Source organism: Cognatundibacterium griseum (genome assembly GCF_014284195.1).
Taxonomy (GTDB): domain Bacteria; phylum Pseudomonadota; class Gammaproteobacteria; order Burkholderiales; family Burkholderiaceae_D; genus Undibacterium; species Undibacterium griseum.
The window spans coordinates 66,579-84,087 of the sequence record NZ_JACOGC010000008.1; the positions used below are offsets into that span (position 1 = coordinate 66,579).

At 54.9% G+C, this 17,509-nt stretch carries 13 protein-coding genes; 6 read left to right on the forward strand and 7 right to left on the reverse strand.

All coding sequences use genetic code 11. The features are described from left to right. Positions 1-172: 172 nt before the first annotated feature. Entirely contained in the window at positions 173-1,948 is a 1,776-nt protein-coding gene (locus tag H8K27_RS15475; RefSeq protein WP_186864072.1) for a glycoside hydrolase family 44 protein, read from the forward strand. Positions 1,949-2,229: 281 nt separating this feature from the next. Here H8K27_RS15475 and H8K27_RS15480 read toward each other — a convergent pair whose 3' ends face one another. Then, positions 2,230-3,420, reverse strand: coding sequence for an acetylornithine transaminase (locus H8K27_RS15480; RefSeq protein WP_186864073.1), 1,191 nt, complete (start codon positions 3,418-3,420; stop codon positions 2,230-2,232). A 454-nt stretch (positions 3,421-3,874) separates the two neighbouring features. Continuing rightward, positions 3,875-4,900 carry a CDP-6-deoxy-delta-3,4-glucoseen reductase gene (locus H8K27_RS15485; protein WP_186864074.1) on the reverse strand — a complete coding sequence of 342 codons (1,026 nt, stop codon included), beginning with the start codon at positions 4,898-4,900 and terminating at the stop codon, positions 3,875-3,877. A gap of 12 nt (positions 4,901-4,912) precedes the next feature. On the opposite strand from H8K27_RS15485, the gene H8K27_RS15490 reads away from it, so the two are divergent. Continuing rightward, on the forward strand, positions 4,913-5,854 hold the full coding sequence (locus H8K27_RS15490) for an SDR family oxidoreductase (protein WP_186864075.1): 942 nt from the start codon (positions 4,913-4,915) through the stop codon (positions 5,852-5,854). A gap of 197 nt (positions 5,855-6,051) precedes the next feature. Beyond that, positions 6,052-8,817 (forward strand): magnesium-translocating P-type ATPase, encoded by a 2,766-nt coding sequence (mgtA, locus tag H8K27_RS15495; RefSeq protein WP_186864076.1) that lies wholly within the window; start codon positions 6,052-6,054, stop codon positions 8,815-8,817. Positions 8,818-8,921: 104 nt separating this feature from the next. On the opposite strand, the gene tfpB is transcribed toward mgtA, so the two are convergent. The 3 genes from tfpB to H8K27_RS15510 all read right to left on the reverse strand — a co-directional run bounded on the left by tfpB (position 8,922) and on the right by H8K27_RS15510 (position 12,232). Then, a complete protein-coding gene (gene tfpB, locus H8K27_RS15500) occupies positions 8,922-10,700 on the reverse strand; it encodes a type IV pilus assembly ATPase TfpB (RefSeq protein WP_186864077.1) in 1,779 nt (592 codons plus the stop codon). Between the two features lie 59 nt (positions 10,701-10,759). Further along, entirely contained in the window at positions 10,760-11,581 is an 822-nt protein-coding gene (locus tag H8K27_RS15505; protein WP_186864078.1) for a spermine/spermidine synthase domain-containing protein, read from the reverse strand. Positions 11,582-11,647: 66 nt separating this feature from the next. Further along, the gene (locus H8K27_RS15510; protein WP_186864079.1) at positions 11,648-12,232 is read right to left on the reverse strand and encodes a DNA-deoxyinosine glycosylase; all 585 of its coding nucleotides are present in this window, start codon (positions 12,230-12,232) and stop codon (positions 11,648-11,650) included. 155 nt (positions 12,233-12,387) lie between these two features. Between H8K27_RS15510 and H8K27_RS15515 the strand changes: the two genes are divergently transcribed. Both H8K27_RS15515 and H8K27_RS15520 read left to right on the forward strand, forming a co-directional pair. Continuing rightward, the gene (locus tag H8K27_RS15515) at positions 12,388-12,855 is read left to right on the forward strand and encodes an outer membrane lipoprotein (protein ID WP_186864080.1); all 468 of its coding nucleotides are present in this window, start codon (positions 12,388-12,390) and stop codon (positions 12,853-12,855) included. 123 nt (positions 12,856-12,978) lie between these two features. Then, positions 12,979-13,485 (forward strand): DUF3016 domain-containing protein, encoded by a 507-nt coding sequence (locus tag H8K27_RS15520; RefSeq protein WP_186864081.1) that lies wholly within the window; start codon positions 12,979-12,981, stop codon positions 13,483-13,485. A 183-nt stretch (positions 13,486-13,668) separates the two neighbouring features. Here H8K27_RS15520 and H8K27_RS15525 read toward each other — a convergent pair whose 3' ends face one another. Both H8K27_RS15525 and htpG read right to left on the reverse strand, forming a co-directional pair. Further along, positions 13,669-14,136: a DsrE family protein gene (locus tag H8K27_RS15525; protein ID WP_186864082.1), complete on the reverse strand. Its 468-nt coding sequence runs from the start codon at positions 14,134-14,136 to the stop codon at positions 13,669-13,671. A gap of 245 nt (positions 14,137-14,381) precedes the next feature. Beyond that, positions 14,382-16,289 carry a molecular chaperone HtpG gene (gene htpG / locus H8K27_RS15530; protein WP_186864083.1) on the reverse strand — a complete coding sequence of 636 codons (1,908 nt, stop codon included), beginning with the start codon at positions 16,287-16,289 and terminating at the stop codon, positions 14,382-14,384. A gap of 292 nt (positions 16,290-16,581) precedes the next feature. On the opposite strand from htpG, the gene H8K27_RS15535 reads away from it, so the two are divergent. After that, positions 16,582-17,319: a substrate-binding periplasmic protein gene (locus H8K27_RS15535; RefSeq protein WP_186864084.1), complete on the forward strand. Its 738-nt coding sequence runs from the start codon at positions 16,582-16,584 to the stop codon at positions 17,317-17,319. The last annotated feature ends 190 nt before the right edge of the window (positions 17,320-17,509 follow it).

Genomic DNA, 17,509 nt, shown 5'->3' on the forward strand with positions numbered 1-17,509 from the left:
AAGGAAAAAAGAAAAATGTACCAGACTGTAAAACAGTTTGGCGGACACTGTGATACCGCTTATACAATGGGGCAACGCCAAAACGGTTTTGCGTAAGCCCTGTTTTACGCAGACTAATATCGCTGCCAGGTACTTCATGTATCGCCAATATCTTATTGCAACGGAGCCGCTGATGAGACCAGTTAACCTGCTGAAAGTTCTGACCATGTTAAGCATGTCAGTGCCGCTGTCGCTGGTGTATGCGCAGAGCGTGACTTTCAGCATTGATACGCAGTCTGAGCGTCACAATATCAGCCCCCTGATTTATGGTTTCAACGCCTATGCCGACGGCAGTGGCCGCACCGGCTGGGACGTGCATGGCGGCAGGACTGCGCTGGAAAGTGTCAATCTGGCTTCCCGGCGCATGGGCGGCAACAACATGACCAGCTATAACTGGGAAAACGGGGTCAGCAACTCCGGTGCCGACTGGTGCCATTCCTCGAATGCCGGTGTCAGCTATGCCAGCGGTGCCGGCTTGCCGAATCAGGGCAGCGGTCTGGCTTATTACTCCCCCGGAGCAGCGCTGACCAGCTTTCACGACCAGTCGCTGGCGCTGGGCACATTTTCTTTGCTGCAGTTGCCTGCTGCGGGTAAATTGCCGAAAGATATCGTCAATCTGTATCCGTCCGCGACCTGTAACGGCTCTGCCTTATGGCAAAGCAGCGCCGGGCCTTCCAACGTGGATGTGACCCGCTGGCTCGATATCGTGAATGACAAACCAGCCAGCGCCGGTGTGCTGAGTCTGGCGCCATCGCTGGATGACGGGGTGGTGTATATCGATGAGGAAATCAGCTTTCTCCTGAAAAAATACGGTAAGGCATACAGCACGAAGGGCGTGAAAGCCTACGAACTGGATAATGAGCCTGACCTCTGGCATACCTGGCCGACTCCGTGGGGAGACGGCACCCATTCTCATCTGTATCCGGCACTGACGACAGTGAGCGATGTGCTGCAGAAAAATCAGGCGCTGGCAAAAACCGTGAAGCGCATGGACAGCTCGGCACAGACTTTCGGCCCGGCGTTGAGCGGGTATCTGGGGCTGTTCAGTCTGTGGTCGGTCTGGGATGGCGTGCAGGGGCACCAGCCGTCGGACTGGAATCAGTACAATGTCGAGCCGTATCTGAGTAAAAACACTGGCGACCGTTATCGCTACAACGGCATGACGATGGCCAATGTGTACCTGGACAAGATGCGCCAGGCATCGGCGGCGGCCGGTAAACGTCTGCTGGATGTGTTCTCGTTTCATTATTATCCGCAGGTTTCTTCTGCACCGGCAGACCGGGTGCAGGCTCCGCGCAGTCTGTGGGATGCCAGCTATGTCGAACCGAGCTGGATCACGCAATCCGGCTACGGCTTTACCGACGGCCGCGCTTTGCAACTGCTGCCCAAGCTGAAGCAATCCGTCAGCGATTTTTATCCCGGCACCAGACTGGCGGTGACTGAATATGACTTCGGCGGACGCGATGATGTCACCGGCGCTGTCGCGCAGGCCGATGCACTGGGCGCTTTCGGCAAGCAGGGTATTTATCTGGCCACGTATTTCGGTGATGTGGAGGGCTACATCGCGGCAGGATTTAAAATTTTCCGTAACTATGACGGCAATAAATCGGTGTTTCCGGAAATTTCAGTGCATGCGGTCTCCACCAATGACAGCAACGGCACCGTGTACGCGGCCGTCAGCGCCGCGAATCCGGCAGTCCTGCACATTATCGCGATCAACCGCCTGAGCACACCGTTAAATGCAAGCCTGCAGATCAATGCAGACACTGCTTTCCACACAGCGCAGGCATGGGGTGTGGATAGCAGCAGCAATCAGGTCACAGCGCGTGCCGGCGTCGCCAATATCTCGCAAAATCAGTTCAGCTACACACTGCCCGCCTGGTCGGTATTGCATTTCATCCTGCAGTGAGGTGGGATGCCGCCAGGTCTGCATCCTCCTCGGCATACCGTACCATCTCCGGTATTCGCTGCGTCTGTCCGGCAGGCCGCTCCTGACGCTGCCAAACCTGAATTGCTCAGTGGATGTATTTGGTGTGCTGAATATACTCCCTGCCAGTATTTTTAAATGCCATTTATTTACGGGGACTTCCGGCGGTTTTTATTTAAAAACAGGGGGAGTATATAAAACTATCCCATTAAAAAAGGCAGCCGTAGCTGCCTTCTGAAGAAACCATCCGCTGATGGAAAAATTTATTTTTTGATCTGTGCCAGTATCTCGCGCAGCATCGCCAGCATCTGGTCAATTTCTTCTTTGCTGACGTTCAGTGCCGGCATGAAACGCAGCAGGTCAGGACGCGGTGAATTCAGCAGCAGGCCAAATGGTTCCATGTTACGTGCGGTTTCGACAATCTGCGCACCGATCGGTTGCCCCAGCTTCAGCGCGCGCAACAGACCTTCGCCGCGTTCGCCCTGCAAACCGAAATCGTCAGAAAGTTTCATCAGTTGCTGGCTCAGATAGGCGCCGCTTTCTTTCACAGCAGCGAGAAATTCCGGCTGGCCCACGGTCTTGAGCACGGCAATGCCAACCGCGGTCATCAGCGGTGCGCCATTGTATGTACCGCCCTGGTCGCCGGGGACAAAACAAGCCACCTCTTCACGGCACAGCAGGGCGCCCAGCGGCACGCCGCCGCCAATGCCTTTTGCCAGTGTCATGATGTCCGGCTCGATTCCGGACAACTGGTAGCCAAACAATTCGCCGGTACGCCCCATGCCGGTCTGTACCTCGTCCACGATCAGCAGGATGCCGTGTTTTTCAGTCAGCGCACGCAATGCCTGCATGAATTCGCGGCTGGCAGGAATCACACCGCCTTCGCCCTGTACCGGCTCAAGCATGACGCCGACGGTTTTATCGGTAATCAGTTTTTCGACGGATGCAATATCGTTCAGATCTGCTTTCGGGAAGCCGCTGACCTGCGGCGCGAAAATCGTGTCCCAGCCTGGCTTGCCGGACGCCGACATCATTGCCAGCGTGCGGCCGTGGAAGCCGTGGTCAAAGGTAATGATTTCGTAAGCGCCGTTTTTGTTCAGCTGACCCCATTTGCGCGCCAGTTTGACGGCGCCTTCGTTGGCTTCCGCGCCGCTGTTGGTGAAAAATACGCGGTCAAAACAGGATTGCTGCGTCAGCATAGTCGCCAGTTCCACCATCGGCGCATTATAGAAAGCCGGGGAAGGATTCAGCAGTTTTTGCGATTGCGCCACCAGCGCTTCGTGAATCACGGCAGGGCAATGGCCGAGACAGTTCACCGCCCAGCCCTGCAGATAATCCAGATAGCGCTTGCCGTTATTGTCAGTCAGCCACATGCCACGGCCTTCGGTAAAGACGATTTCCGGACGCGGCGTGATGTACATCAGAGAATTGACGTTGTACTGGCTGAATTCCATTTCTAGGCTCCTTATGCAAACGAACAGATGTGTGGGACAAACAAGGATAAAACAAAGGCGAAAAAAAACCACAGGAATGGCCTGTGGCTGGGGTCTGATACGGCGGTCTTTACGACGCGCAGGTACGCTGACACATCCGCCCAGGCTCATCTGGTGAGCGGCGACGTCGCACGATATTTGGTGAAGACATGTCAGGGAAATTTTTCATACAGCGGATAGTAGGACTTTTTGCGCACTGCGTCAAAATAAATTTTCAGAAAATCCGTGAAAAATTTGATGTTGATAAAATAAAAACAAATGAGCTGGCAGATACCCGGCTGGGTCACCTTGTTTCTGCCGGCAGGGTCTCATGCAGACACCGTAAAAATGCGATTATTTTCCTGACCGCTATTGGCGGGTGAAATGGCATTCATCCGGCAGCGCACGGTTCACAGCGCGCTGCCGGCGGGAGACATCAGCTGGCCAGATCGGCTTCTGAGGTGAATGAGTCGGCGAAAAATTCCTCTTTCGGCAACTGGCACTGGGCAACAAAATCGCGTTGCGCCGATTCGATCACCACCGGCGCACCGCAGGCATACACCTGATGGCCCGACAGATCGGGGAAATCCTGCATCACGGCCTGATGGACAAAACCGGTGCGGCCAGTCCAGTGGTCATCGCCAGCGGCATTGGAAATGACCGGCACGTACTTGAAGTGCGGCAGCTTGCCTGCCCATTCTTCGCACAGGGCGTTCATGTACAGATCGGCAGGACGGCGGCCGCCCCAGTACAGCGTCACCGGGCGGGGCGATTCGAGATAGATCAGGTGTTCCATGATCGCCTTGACCGGTGCAAAACCCGTGCCGGACGCCAGCAGAATCACCGGTTTATCGCTGTCTTCGCGCAGGAAGAAACTGCCATGCGGGCCTTCAAAGCGCAGAATGTCACGCTCTTTCATGGTCGAAAAAACCTGATCGGTAAACAGGCCGCCCGGCATGTGACGGATATGCAGCGTGATGTGCTCGTCATTATGCGGTGCGTTCGCCATGCTGTAGCTGCGGCGCTTGCCATCGCGCAGCATGAATTCGATGTACTGGCCGGCGCGGTACTGCAGGCGTTCGTTGGCGGGCAGCTGCAAAGCGATCAGCATCACATCGTCGGACAGCTTTTCCAGCTTTGCGATGCGGGTTGGCATTTTCTTGACCGGATACTCTCCGCTGGCAACGATTTCACGCGCTTCAATCGTCAGATCGCTTTGCGGCTTTGCGCAGCAGAATAAAGACATTCCTTGCGCTGCCTCAAGCTCGGGCAAAGCGCGTTGCTGATGATGTCCATGTGCCACACTACCGGCAATAATTTTGCCCTTGCAGGAACCGCAGGCGCCGTTTTTGCAGCCATAGGGCAGACCGATGCCGGCGCGTAACGCCGCATTCAGCACGGTTTCGTCGGCTTCGCAACTAAATTGATGGCCGCTGGGAGTAACAGTTACTTGAAAAGTCATACAATTCTGGATATGAAAAAACAATTAAAAAAATGGGGCAGGCCACGCTTGCTGATTATCGGTTGCGGTGATGTCGGCATGCGCCTGTTGCCGCTGGTGCGCGATACCTTCCGCGTTTATGCCGTGACCAGCCAGCCGGCGCGTTGCGCCGAATTGCGCGCTGCGGGAGCCATTCCGGTGGTGGCTGACCTGGATCAGCCGGACACCCTGCGGCGCTTAGCGGGGCTGGCGCATCACATTGTGCATCTGGCGCCGCCGCGTGCAGACGGCAGCGGGGATCAGCGCACCCGTCATCTGACCACCATTTTACCTGACAAGAGCCGCCTTGTTTACGTCAGCACGACCGGGGTGTATGGCGATTGCGCCGGCGCAAGGCTGGATGAAACGCATCCCGTGCGTCCGCAAAATGCCCGTGCCGTGCGGCGCGTCGCGGCGGAGCAATGGCTGCGCCGCTGGGCATTGCAGTCGCAGTCACAGCTTGCCATTTTGCGGGTGCCGGGTATTTATGCGACCGACCGCCTGCCGCTGGAACGTCTGGAAAAGGCAACACCGGCGCTGGCAGAATCGGATGACGTGTACACCAATCACATTCATGCCGATGACCTGGCGCGCCTGATCCGGCTCACCCTGTTTCGTGCCAGACCGCAGCGGGTATACCATGCCGTCGATAACAGTGAGCTGAAAATGGGGGCATATTTTGATCTGGTGGCCGACGCGATGGAAATGCCGCGGCCGCCGCGGTTGCCGCGCGCAGAATTGGCTCAGCAGGTTTCCCCGGTATTGTTATCTTTCATGTCCGAATCCCGCCGTCTGGATAACCGGCGGCTGCATCAGGAATTGCGGATGCGGCTGACCTATCCGCAAGTCGCCGACGGCATTGCCGCGGCCCGCGCATTTTATCTGGAACGCCGCCGCAATCTGCCTTGCGGCTTTCGCTTTTCCTGGCAGAGCTAGACCCGGTACGCTGTTGCAGGCCTCGGGATCGCGGCAGGTAATGGCTATGTCATGGCAACGGTGAATAATGGATTGTGGTGGCTGACTCCGATTTCCTTGCCCGGATTTCCTTATCCGGCGCGGGGTGGTCAGAAAAAATACCGAAGGATGCTTTACCCGGTTCAGCGATTGCCGCCGGTTGACTGAATGAGAGTGTGATGAATCTGAATTTTCTGAAAGAGACATTTGGCCGCTTCATCCACGCCCACGGCATGGGGCATCATTTCCGGCGCTTCAGTATTCTGGATACTGTATTTGGCGCGTCGGCCGACAAGGAGTTGCCTTCCGCGCTGTCCGATCATTTGCAACAGGCTTCAGCCGCTGCGCCCGAGGTGTTGCTGCGCACGCTGGAAAGCCGGTACGACGGTCTGACCGACATCGAATCCGGTATCCGGCAGCAGCAATATGGTCTGAATGTGATCGACCAGCAGAAACCCCTGCCGTGGTGGCAGCATTTCTGGAGCTGTTACCGCAATCCTTTCAATCTGCTGTTGACCGTGCTGGCGATCGTGTCCTACGTCACGGATGACATGAAGGCGACGATTGTGATTTCGGCGATGGTGGCGCTGTCCACCGTCTTGCGTTATGTGCAGGAAGCGCGGTCGAATCACGCAGCCGAAAAACTCAAGGCCATGGTCAGTAACACTGCAACGGTCATGCGGCACGATTTGGCCGAAGAGGCGGCAGCCGATGCCCGGAAGTATTTTGATGTGCAGCTGCATCCGCATGGCGTCCGCCGGGTTGAGATACCGATGAAACTGCTGGTGCCGGGTGATGTCGTTACCTTGTCTGCCGGCGACATGATTCCCGCCGATGTCCGTATTCTGACTGCCCGCGATCTGTTTGTGAGTCAGGCTGCGATGACGGGTGAATCATTGCCGGTGGAAAAATTCCCCGAAGATCAGGGGCCGCCGTCAGCGAATCCGCTGGAACTGGATAATCTGTGTTTCATGGGAACCAGTGTCGTGAGCGGCACCGCCACCGCCGTGGTGCTGGCGACCGGTGCGCACACGTATTTCGGCACGCTGGCAGAGAGAGTGACTGCGACTGACCGTGGTCCGACAGCATTTCAGGCGGGGGTCAATAAAGTCAGCTGGGTGCTGATCCGCTTCATGATGGTGATGACGCCTGCCGTGTTCCTGATTAACGGACTGACCAAGGGCGACTGGCTGGAAGCGTTTTTGTTTTCCCTGTCGATTGCTGTCGGGCTGACGCCGGAAATGCTGCCCGTGATTGTCACATCGACGCTGGCCAAAGGCGCTGTTGTGTTGTCGCGTCAGAAGGTCATCGTCAAACGGCTGGATGCGATCCAGAATTTTGGTGCGATGGATGTGCTGTGTACCGATAAAACCGGCACGCTGACGCAGGATAAGATTTTTCTCGCACGTCATACCGATGCGTTCGGCAAGGAGTCGGAAAAGGTATTGCAATATGCCTGCCTGAACAGCTATTACCAGACCGGGCTGAAAAACCTGCTGGACGTCGCAGTGCTGGAAAACATGAGCGGCGCAGCGCTGGATGCTGTGACCGGACGCTATCAGAAAATCGATGAAATTCCTTTTGATTTCAACCGTCGCCGCATGTCGGTAATCGTCGAGGAAAAAGATGACGGTCATCTGCTGATCTGCAAAGGCGCGGTGGAGGAAATCCTGGCTGCCTGCAGCGAAGTAGCGGTGACTGACGGTACGCAAAAGCTGATGCCGGATTTACTGACGCAGTTAAAGACCGTCACCGGTCAGCTGAATGGAGAAGGTTTGCGGGTGGTCGCCGTTGCAGCCAAACATCTGCCGCCTGACAAGGTGACATATAGCGTCAGCGATGAAAGCGACATGGTGCTGATGGGATACATTGCCTTTCTCGATCCGCCGAAAGAATCGACCGCGCCGGCCATTCTCGCGCTGAAGGAAAATGGAATTGAAGTTAAAATCCTGACCGGTGACAATGCGCTGGTGACCGCCAAAATTTGCCGCGAAGTAGGGCTGCCGGTAACCGGTATGAAGCTGGGTTCGGAAATTGAAATGATGGATGACGCAGAGCTGGCGCGGGTTGCGGAGCAGACGACAGTATTTGCCAAACTGAGTCCGATTCACAAGGAACGGATCGTGCGTGTGTTGCACCAGCAGGGACACGTGGTCGGTTTCATGGGCGATGGTATTAACGATGCGGCGGCATTGCGGGCTGCCGATATCGGCATTTCAGTCGACACGGCGGTGGATATCGCCAAGGAAGCGGCGGATATTATCCTGCTTGAAAAAAGCCTCATGATTCTGCAAGAGGGTGTCATTGAAGGCCGCAAGACCTTTGCCAACATGCTCAAGTACATCAAGATGACTGCCAGCTCCAATTTCGGCAATGTGTTTTCGGTGCTGATCGCGAGCGCCTTTTTGCCTTTTTTGCCGATGCTGCCGGTGCAGTTACTGGTACAGAATCTGTTTTACGATATTTCGCAGATCGCGATTCCATTCGATCATGTGGATCAGGAGTTTTTGCAGAAGCCGCAGCATTGGGATCCTTCCGATCTGGGACGGTTCATGGTTTTCTTCGGCCCCGTCAGTTCCCTGTTTGATGTGCTGACGTTTGCTTTGCTGTGGTTTGTATTTGATGCCAATACCCTGGAAGCGCAGGCGTTTTTCCAGTCGGGCTGGTTTGTGGAGGGGTTGCTGTCGCAGACGCTGATTGTGCATCTGATCCGTACCCGGAAAATTCCGTTCATCGAGAGCCGGGCTGCCTGGCCGATGCTGCTGACGACCGCGTCAGTCATGCTGGCAGGTATTCTGCTGCCGCTGTCTCCGCTGGGTTCTTACTTTAAATTCGTTAGCCTGCCGCCTGCTTATTTTCCCTGGCTTGCCGCCATGCTGCTGGCATATATGGTTCTGACGCAGCTGATGAAAAACTGGTACGCCCGCCGCTTCACGTGGCAGTGATGTCTGCATGTGGCTGAAATGAAAACGGCAACCGGTTTCACTCACCGGTTGCCGTCATGTTTGTATAGGCCTGCCGGATGCAACAGGCCTGTTCAGCATCAGTGTCAGAATAAGGCGGAGGTGACTTTCAGCACTTCCTCGATCGTTGTGACGCCTTCCCGGACCTTATCGGCACCGGCGATGCGCAAGGGTTTCATGCCATCTCTGATGCTCTGGTCGCGCAGGGCGTGGATGTCGGATTCTTCGGTAATCAGTTTGCTGAAGGCCTGTGAAACTGTCAGCAATTCATAGATGCCGGTACGGCCCAGATAGCCGGTCTGACGGCATTCAGGGCAGCCTACGGGGCGGTAAGTGACAGCCGGTTTTGGCAGGGTGCCTTCGACCAGCGAATCCCAGATCAGATCGGGCATTTCTGCATCGGCGGTTTTGCAATGCGGACACAATGTTCTGACCAGTCGCTGCGCCAGAATGCCGATCATGGTCGCTTCCAGCAGGTAGTAAGGCACGCCCAATTCCAGCAGCCGCATGATGGCGGACGGCGCATCGTTGGTATGCAGGGTGGACAGCACCAGATGTCCGGTCAGTGCCGCCTGTACTGCCATTTCTGCCGTTTCCAGATCGCGGATCTCACCGACCATGATGATGTCCGGGTCTTGCCGCATCAGGGCGCGGATGCCGTCGGCAAATCCCAGTTCAATCGAGGACTGCACCTGCATCTGATTGAACGAGGCTTCCACCATTTCAATCGGGTCTTCCACCGTGCAGACATTCACATCAGACGTCGCCAGCGCCTTGAGGGTGGTGTACAGCGTGGTGGTCTTGCCGGAGCCGGTCGGACCGGTCACCAGAATGATGCCGTGCGGCTTGCTGGTCAGCGCATCCCAGCGTTTGGCATCGTTATCCGGAAAACCCAGTTCAGGCAAGGTTTTCACTACGACGTCGGGATCGAAAATACGCATCACCATTTTTTCACCGAACACGGTCGGCAGTGTCGATAAACGCAATTCGATTTCCTGGCCGTCAGCCGTGCGGGTCTTGATCCTGCCGTCCTGCGGGCGGCGTTTTTCGATCACGTCGATCCGCCCCAGCAGCTTAATCCGCGCAATCATCGCAATCATAACGGTGGCCGGCACCTGATACACCTGATGCAGCACGCCATCAATGCGGAAGCGGATGATCGCCATATCCCGCTTCGGCTCCAGATGGATGTCGGAAGCACGCTGGTCAAAGGCAAACTGCCACAACCAGTCAACGATGTTGATGATGTGCTGATCGTTGGCATCAACCTGTTTATTACTTTTTCCGAGTTCTACCAGCTGTTCCAGATTTTGTCGCAGGCCGAGATCATTATTGCTGGATTTGCGGGCATCCTTGATCGATTTGGCAAGCGAAAAAAACTGCGCAGTGTACTGGGCAATCTCAAGCGGATTGGCGAACACGAGGCGGATTTCCTTGCGTGAAATGCGCGTGATTTCGGACTGCCATTCGTCATTGAACGGATCGGTCGTCGCCACCACCACAGTATTGCCGCTGGCTTCCACCGGCAGAATATGGAAGCGGGTGGCATAAGTGGCAGACATCACATCGGAAACTGTGGTGAAGTCGATTTTCAGCGGATCAATGCGGTAAAACGGCAGATTCACTTTTTTGGCTGTCCACTCGGTCAGCCAGTCCAGCGTCAGCAACTTATGCGGCGCTTTCTGCGACATGATTTTGCATTGTGCTGCCGCAGTCAGCGGGTGCATGGCGGAAGGCGCATTTTTGAGAATACCCTGCGCTTCATTGAATTTGACCTTGGCGTCTTCTTTGGCAATCAGCCCGTCCGACATCATCCAGGTGAAAATCTGCTGCAGGTTCAGATGCCGGTGTACTTTGGTATTCATATGTTCTGACTGGCGGTGAAATGATGCGTGGTTCGGGAAGATGGCCGTGGTGCGTTTCGTCAATCCGGGTCGCAGGCTGCTTTCAGACCGTTGACCCAGGATTTGGCGGGTAATTTGGTCTGCATTCTGATCTCTTCAGCTCTGGCGTACAAGGCGGTGAAATCCAGCACAGGGCGCTGCCGGAAAGCGACTGCCACCACGTTACCGTCATGCACTTCCGGCAGACATAACACGGTATTAAAAGCATAGCGCAATGCTTTCAGATTGCGCGCATAGCTGGGATGGTCGCCAAACAGATTGATGGTCAGGATGCCATCCGCTTTCAGGCAGGCGGCGCAGGCGCGGTAAAATTCCGGCGTATCCAGCACCGGTCCTTTGGCTGTGGCGTCATAGAGGTCAATCTGCAAGACGTCGATGGTGTCGCTGTTTGCTTCGTCGTTGACGAAATCCAGGGCATCCATTTCAATGACCTGCAGACGGTCATCGTTCGGCGGCAGCTTGAACATGCTCTCGCAAATAGCGATCACGGACGGATTCAGTTCGACCGCAGTAACCTGCGCCTGCGGAAACTGCCGATAGCAGAATTTGGTCAGTGCGCCGGTACCAAGACCAAGTTGCACGATGTGCTGCGGCGCAGGCTGGAACAACATCCACAGCATCATTTGCTGTGCGTATTCCAGTTCAATGGCATCGGGCTTGCGCAGACGCATCGCGCCCTGCACCCACTCGGTGCCGAAATGCAGGAAACGCACGCCATCCAGTTCAGACAACGTTACAGGAGCAAACTTCGGTTTGCGTGGCTTTTTAGCGGCAGTGGCCGCTTTGGCCGGGCCGGAGCGGAGATTGCTTTCGGCTTCGATCGATTTTCGTTTGATAAGCATCTTGCTATTTTACCTTTTGCCTTTGTGCAGAGCGTTGATTCATGTAAAAGTTTGTCGCTGAATGTGTCAGTTCTGCCCTGAGTCTGGCGCTGCCGGTTGCGGCGGTGATGCCGGATCATCGGCAACATGCCGCAGCTGTTGCCACTCAAGGCATTTCTGCGCAAATGATTTGCTTGCGTGCGCCGGTGACGACGAGGGCAGCACCAGCGTCTGAAAACCCTGTTCCCGGAACCAGCGTTGCAGCCGCGCTGCTGTCTGTCCGTTAAAACAGACGCGTTGCAACAGGGGGTATTGCTGATGCAGCGCGGAAAAATCATTCAGTTCGCCGTTGCGGATCGCTGTATCCAGACTCCCCTGCCGCTGGCAATGCCGGAAAATGTCCCATAAGCCGATACCTTGCTGCAGTAGCGCCACCAGCTTGTCCGGGTAATCGAGCGCAGTCAGGTCGCGTTCCACCACCGCTGATAACAGCCGCCAGAACTGATTATGGCGGAACGCATAATATTGCCCGGCCAGCAGCGATGCGTTGCCAGGAAAACTTCCCAGTATCAGGGTATGGGTATCCGCATGAATGACGGGCGGAAAGCCGGAAAGCTGTCCGGCAGCATTGTTTTGTCCGGCAGATGGAGCTTGTGCAGTAACGTGGGTCATGAGGATAAACGGTTCATGGCAGATACAGGATGAAACAATTATGGCGCATCACCGGCGATTTTTTTGTCAACCAGTATGCCGATGATTGCGTTAGGCAGACACTGCTATCAAGCGATAGAATGGTATTTTAATTGGAACCCGGCAAGGAGATGGCAATGAAAAAGATCTGGATGACTGCAATGGTGACCTCAGTAGCAGCGGTTGCATTACTTGGCGGTTGCGCAACGCAATCGAATTCCGGCAGCGTTTATCGTTCCAGCCAGACGCAGAATGAGCAAAGCGTGCGCATGGGCTATGTCGAATCGGTGCGTGAAGTGACGATTGATAAAGGGCAGACCGGTGTCGGTACTGCAGCCGGCGCTGCGCTGGGTGGCATCGCTGCCGGTTCAAATATTGGTCAGGGTAACGGCGCGATTGCCGCAGGGATAGTCGGCGCAGTTGCCGGCGGCATCCTGGGGCAGACGATTGAAAAAAGAAACAGCCAGCAGCGCGGGCTGGAAATCACCGTCAAGCTGGATAATGGCGATATGAAAGCGATTACCCAGGATGCAGATGAAATCTTCCGTGTCGGTGACCGCGTGCGTCTGTTGTCGAACGGCCGCACCACCCGCGTCACCCACTGATGTGTGACGGAGTTGCCTGACGCAACGATCCTGAAAAAGCAGCCTTGCCCGGGCTGCTTTTTTTATGTTTCAGAACGGCGCACAATGCAGATTGCGGTTGTGACATTCAAAAGGAGAATACAGATGAACAGACGCTTATTGGCGATGATATCGGTCGCGCTGCTGTCGCCGCTGGCCCATGCCGGGGAAGTCAGCGTGACCTGGCAGGAGCCTGAAAAATATACTGATATCCGGCCGACGAATGAAACCCGTGACGTATTCCGTGACCGGGTGACCAAAGAGCTGGGGCTGGTTTTTGCCGATCTGGCGAAAAAACTGCCGGATGATGTGAAATGGCAGGTGACGGTGACTGACGTGGACCTGGCCGGAGATGTGCGCCCGATGATGCGCGGCGGCATGAACGATATCCGCATCATTAAGGATGTGTACTGGCCCCGTATGGAGCTTCAGTTTCAGATGACGGATGGCGCCGGAAAAGTGATTGCTGAAGGCAAGGAAGACATCAAAGATATGAATTTCATGATGGGTATCCGCATTCCGTCCGGCAACACCAGTTTTGAATACGAAGAAAAAATGCTGCACGACTGGTTTAAAAAGCAGCAGCGCGATGGACGATTCCCGTCCAAATAATAATAGGCGGTAAAGGCTGCGTTCTGGGGCTGCCGCTCATATCTCGCATTAGCTTGCGTATTCGCAATCTCATAGCGGTCTGCCGGGTGCCATGAGATTGCAGGTTTGTCAGCTCAACAAGTATCGCAGGACGCAGATCAATGAGACGGACTGATCCACGCAATGCGTGAATCCAATGCCGCATCAGTTCATCGGATCCACTTTATACTGCTGCGTCTGCAGCCAGCCAACTTCCAGAAAACCTGCCGGAACCACATCCGCATCGGAAACCGCATTCAGGGTATGAAAGTCGAGATTCATACGTTTCAAGGTCTGGTCGCAGACCAAAAATTGCACACCTCTGGCACGTAAATCATTGACTGCTTTGGCGATACCGTTATTCTTTTGAGCCAGTAATTCAAGCCCGGGACCGTAATTCACGACCTTCACCGACAGGTGGCCACCAAATTGTTGCGCCGCGTTCATTGCGTTCTGAATGTTCGCCAGCTTCAGTTGCCAGACCGAAGAGTCGCCGCTGGTGACGGGAACCACGATGTTGACATCGCCAAATGCGGCATGCGTGATTTTCGGTTCGACATAACTGTCAGCGCTGGCGATGCCGGAGAGTAACAGACCGCCTGCCAACAAGAGAGACCCGGTAATGTATTTCATGAGTGGCTCCATCAGATAAGACTGGTTGAAATGAACCGTCTCGCACACCTACCCGGCATGTCTGGCATTCCGGTCAGTGCGCCGATCTGCAAGCAGACGGTTGTATGCCGTGCAGTGTAGCACCGCGCTGCCGGAAGGAAAGGGGAAACAGAAAAGAACCGGTAAAGCCGCCAGTCCGGAGCATGGAAAATATCCGGACTGGCGTGATGAAAGGCTGCCGTTTTGCGTGCAGCCCGTTAAACAGGTCAGCGGCCCAGCAACATTTCATTCAGACGTTTGACGAAACTGCTTGGGTCGGCCAGATTGCCGCCTTCTGCCAGCAAGGCCTGATCAAACAGGATGTGTGACCAGTCGTTGAACTTCGCTTCTTCGTATTTCAGCTTTTGCACCAGTGGATGATCCGGGTTGATTTCCAGAATCGGTTTGGATTCCGGTGCTGCCTGACCGGCGGCTTTCAGCATACGGGCGAGATTACCGGACAAATCATGCTCGTCAGCCACCAGACAGGCAGGCGAATCGGTGAGGCGGAAGGTCACGCGCACGTCTTTCGCTTTGTCGGCGAGCGCCGCCTTCATTTTCTCTACCAGATCCTTGAACTGGGTTTCGGTTTCTTCGTGCTGTTTTTTCTCGGCTTCGTCTTCGAGCTGGCCCAGATCGAGGCCGCCTTTGGCAACCGATGCCAGTTCCTTGCCTTCAAATTCTGTCAGGAAAGACAGCATCCATTCATCGACGCGATCGGTCAGCAGCAGCACTTCCACGCCTTTCTTGCGGAAGATTTCCAGATGCGGGCTGTTCTTCGCCGTTGCATAGCTTTCTGCGGTCACGTAGTAAATCTTGTCCTGGCCTTCTTTGGCACGGGCGAGGTAATCGGCCAGCGACACGGTTTGCGCATCGCTGTCGTTGTGCGTTGAAGCAAAGCGCAGCAGCTTGGCGATGCGTTCTTTGTTGGCATGATCTTCGCCGATGCCTTCTTTCAATACCTGGCCGAATTCTTTCCAGAAAGTCGCATATTTTTCGTGTTTTTCTGCGGCTTCGTCGCCTTCGGCATTGGCGAGGTCTTCCAGCATGCCGAGCACGCGCTTGGTCGAACCTTCGCGGATCGCCTTGATGTCGCGGCTTTCCTGCAGGATCTCGCGCGAGACATTCAGCGGCAGGTCATTGGAGTCGATGACGCCTTTGACAAAGCGCAGATATACCGGCATCAGCTGCTCGGCGTCGTCCATGATGAACACGCGCTTGACGTACAGTTTGATGCCGCCGCGCTTGTTGCGGTCCCACAGATCGAACGGTGCGCGTGCCGGAATGTACAGCAGTTGCGTGTATTCGCTGCGGCCTTCGACGCGGTTATGCGTGTGGGACAGCGGGGCGGTGTAGTCGTGCGAAATGTGTTTGTAGAATTCGTCGTACTGCTCAGCAGTAATTTCGGATTTGCTGCGCGCCCACAATGCGCTGGCCTGATTCACTGTTTCCAGTTCATCTTTCAGCACCTGTTCTTTTTTCTCTTCATCCCATTCTTCTTTTTGCATTTTGATCGGCAGAGAGATATGGTCGGAGTAGGTGCGGATGACGGACTTCAGTTTCCATGCGGAGAGGAATTCGTCCTCGCCTTCGCGCAGATGCAGGATGATGTCGGTGCCGCGACTGGCTTTGGCGATATCTTCGACGCTGAAATCCCCCTCACCGGCAGATTCCCAGCGCACGCCTTCGCTGGCTGGCAGACCGGCACGGCGCGATTCGACCGTGATGCGGTCGGCAACGATAAAGCCGGAATAAAAACCGACACCAAACTGACCGATCATGGCGGCATCTTTTTGCTGATCGCCTGAGAGTTTGCCGAAAAATTCCTTGGTGCCGGATTTGGCGATGGTGCCCAGATGCGCAATCGCATCTTCCTTGCTCATGCCGATGCCGTTATCGGAAATCGTGATGGTGCGGGCGGCTTTGTCGAAGCTGACCTTGATGCTGAGTTCCGGATCGTTTTCAAATAAAGCGGCGTTGTTGATGGCTTCAAAACGCAGTTTGTCGGAGGCATCGGAGGCGTTCGAGATCAGCTCGCGCAGAAAAATTTCCTTGTTGGAATACAAGGAGTGGATCATCAATTGCAGTAACTGTTTGACTTCGGCCTGAAAGCCCAGTGTTTGTTTTTCTGACATATTTCCCTCAATAGATTCAATCGAATTCTGGCGCGCCGCAGATTGCCGGGTTGCAATAATGGTTGTTGCAACCCGTGCGCGCGTTCTGATCGGAAATGCGGGTGATCCGGGAAATTTCAAGACCTGGGTGGAAGCTGATCAGCTGTCGAGACGGATGTTGCATTGCAAATCAAAATATAATTGCATTTGTATCATTCATTTTCTACATTGGATTATGGTTGTATTTTCAATCATAAATGGATGGGTTGTTCCAATGATGCCGCTGTGTCCTCTGCTGATGTGGAAAAGGCTGTTGCTGTTAGTGACAGCCATGCTGCTGACGGCGCCGTCTGCCGGTGCTGTGAATCTGTATCTGACCGATGTCGCGCCTTTTGCTTATTTTACGGATAAGGACGGGCATGCAGATGGCATCAATATCCGTATTGCCCATGAGCTGGAAAGGCGCACCGGCATCAGCCTGAATCTGATTATTGTGCCGACCGTGCGTCATCTGACGTTATTTGTCGCAGACAAAGAGGCGTACAGCATTTCTCACAGGGAAAATTTTAACGATGACGAAGGCCAGATCCTGGGCGATGTGACGCATTACCCGATCGTGGTGGTGGCGCACACCGAGACGCCGATTACCACGTTGGAGGACGTGATTCATCTGTCGCAGCAAAAAGGGATAGGCATGATGCGGCGCATGACTTACGGTACTTTCGGACAGGATGGGCGCATCCGGAAAGTAGAAATTAGTACGCTGGATGGTGGTTTGCGGATGCTGCAGGCCGGACGCATTTCCGGCGTGGTTGCCAGTATGCCGGCATTGCAGGCCGCAGCAAAGAAAAATGGCAGCGATCTGCAAAGCGCGCAGTGCGTGGTCATTGCTCACGGTGCGCATGTGCTGCGGGTGCGCCCGGCTTTTGCCCAGACCAATACATCGCGCCAGTTGTCTGCCGCATTGGCCGCCATGCATGCGGATGGCTATATTGCCCGGGTTGTCAGTGATTTTCTTCAGCCTTCCAGATATATGCCTTCGGTTGAATAAGTCCGCCAGACGCTTTTTACCTGTTTTGCTGGATAATATACTAGGGGGAGTATATTGAAAGCCCTTTTAAATTCAATGGCATCAAGGTGAATTCGGACGATACTCCCCAATTTCTGTCATTTTTTCTGAAAATTTTCCTTTCCGGCATCGCTGACTGGCAGCGCGCTGCTGCCTCCCTTTTTCCTCAGAG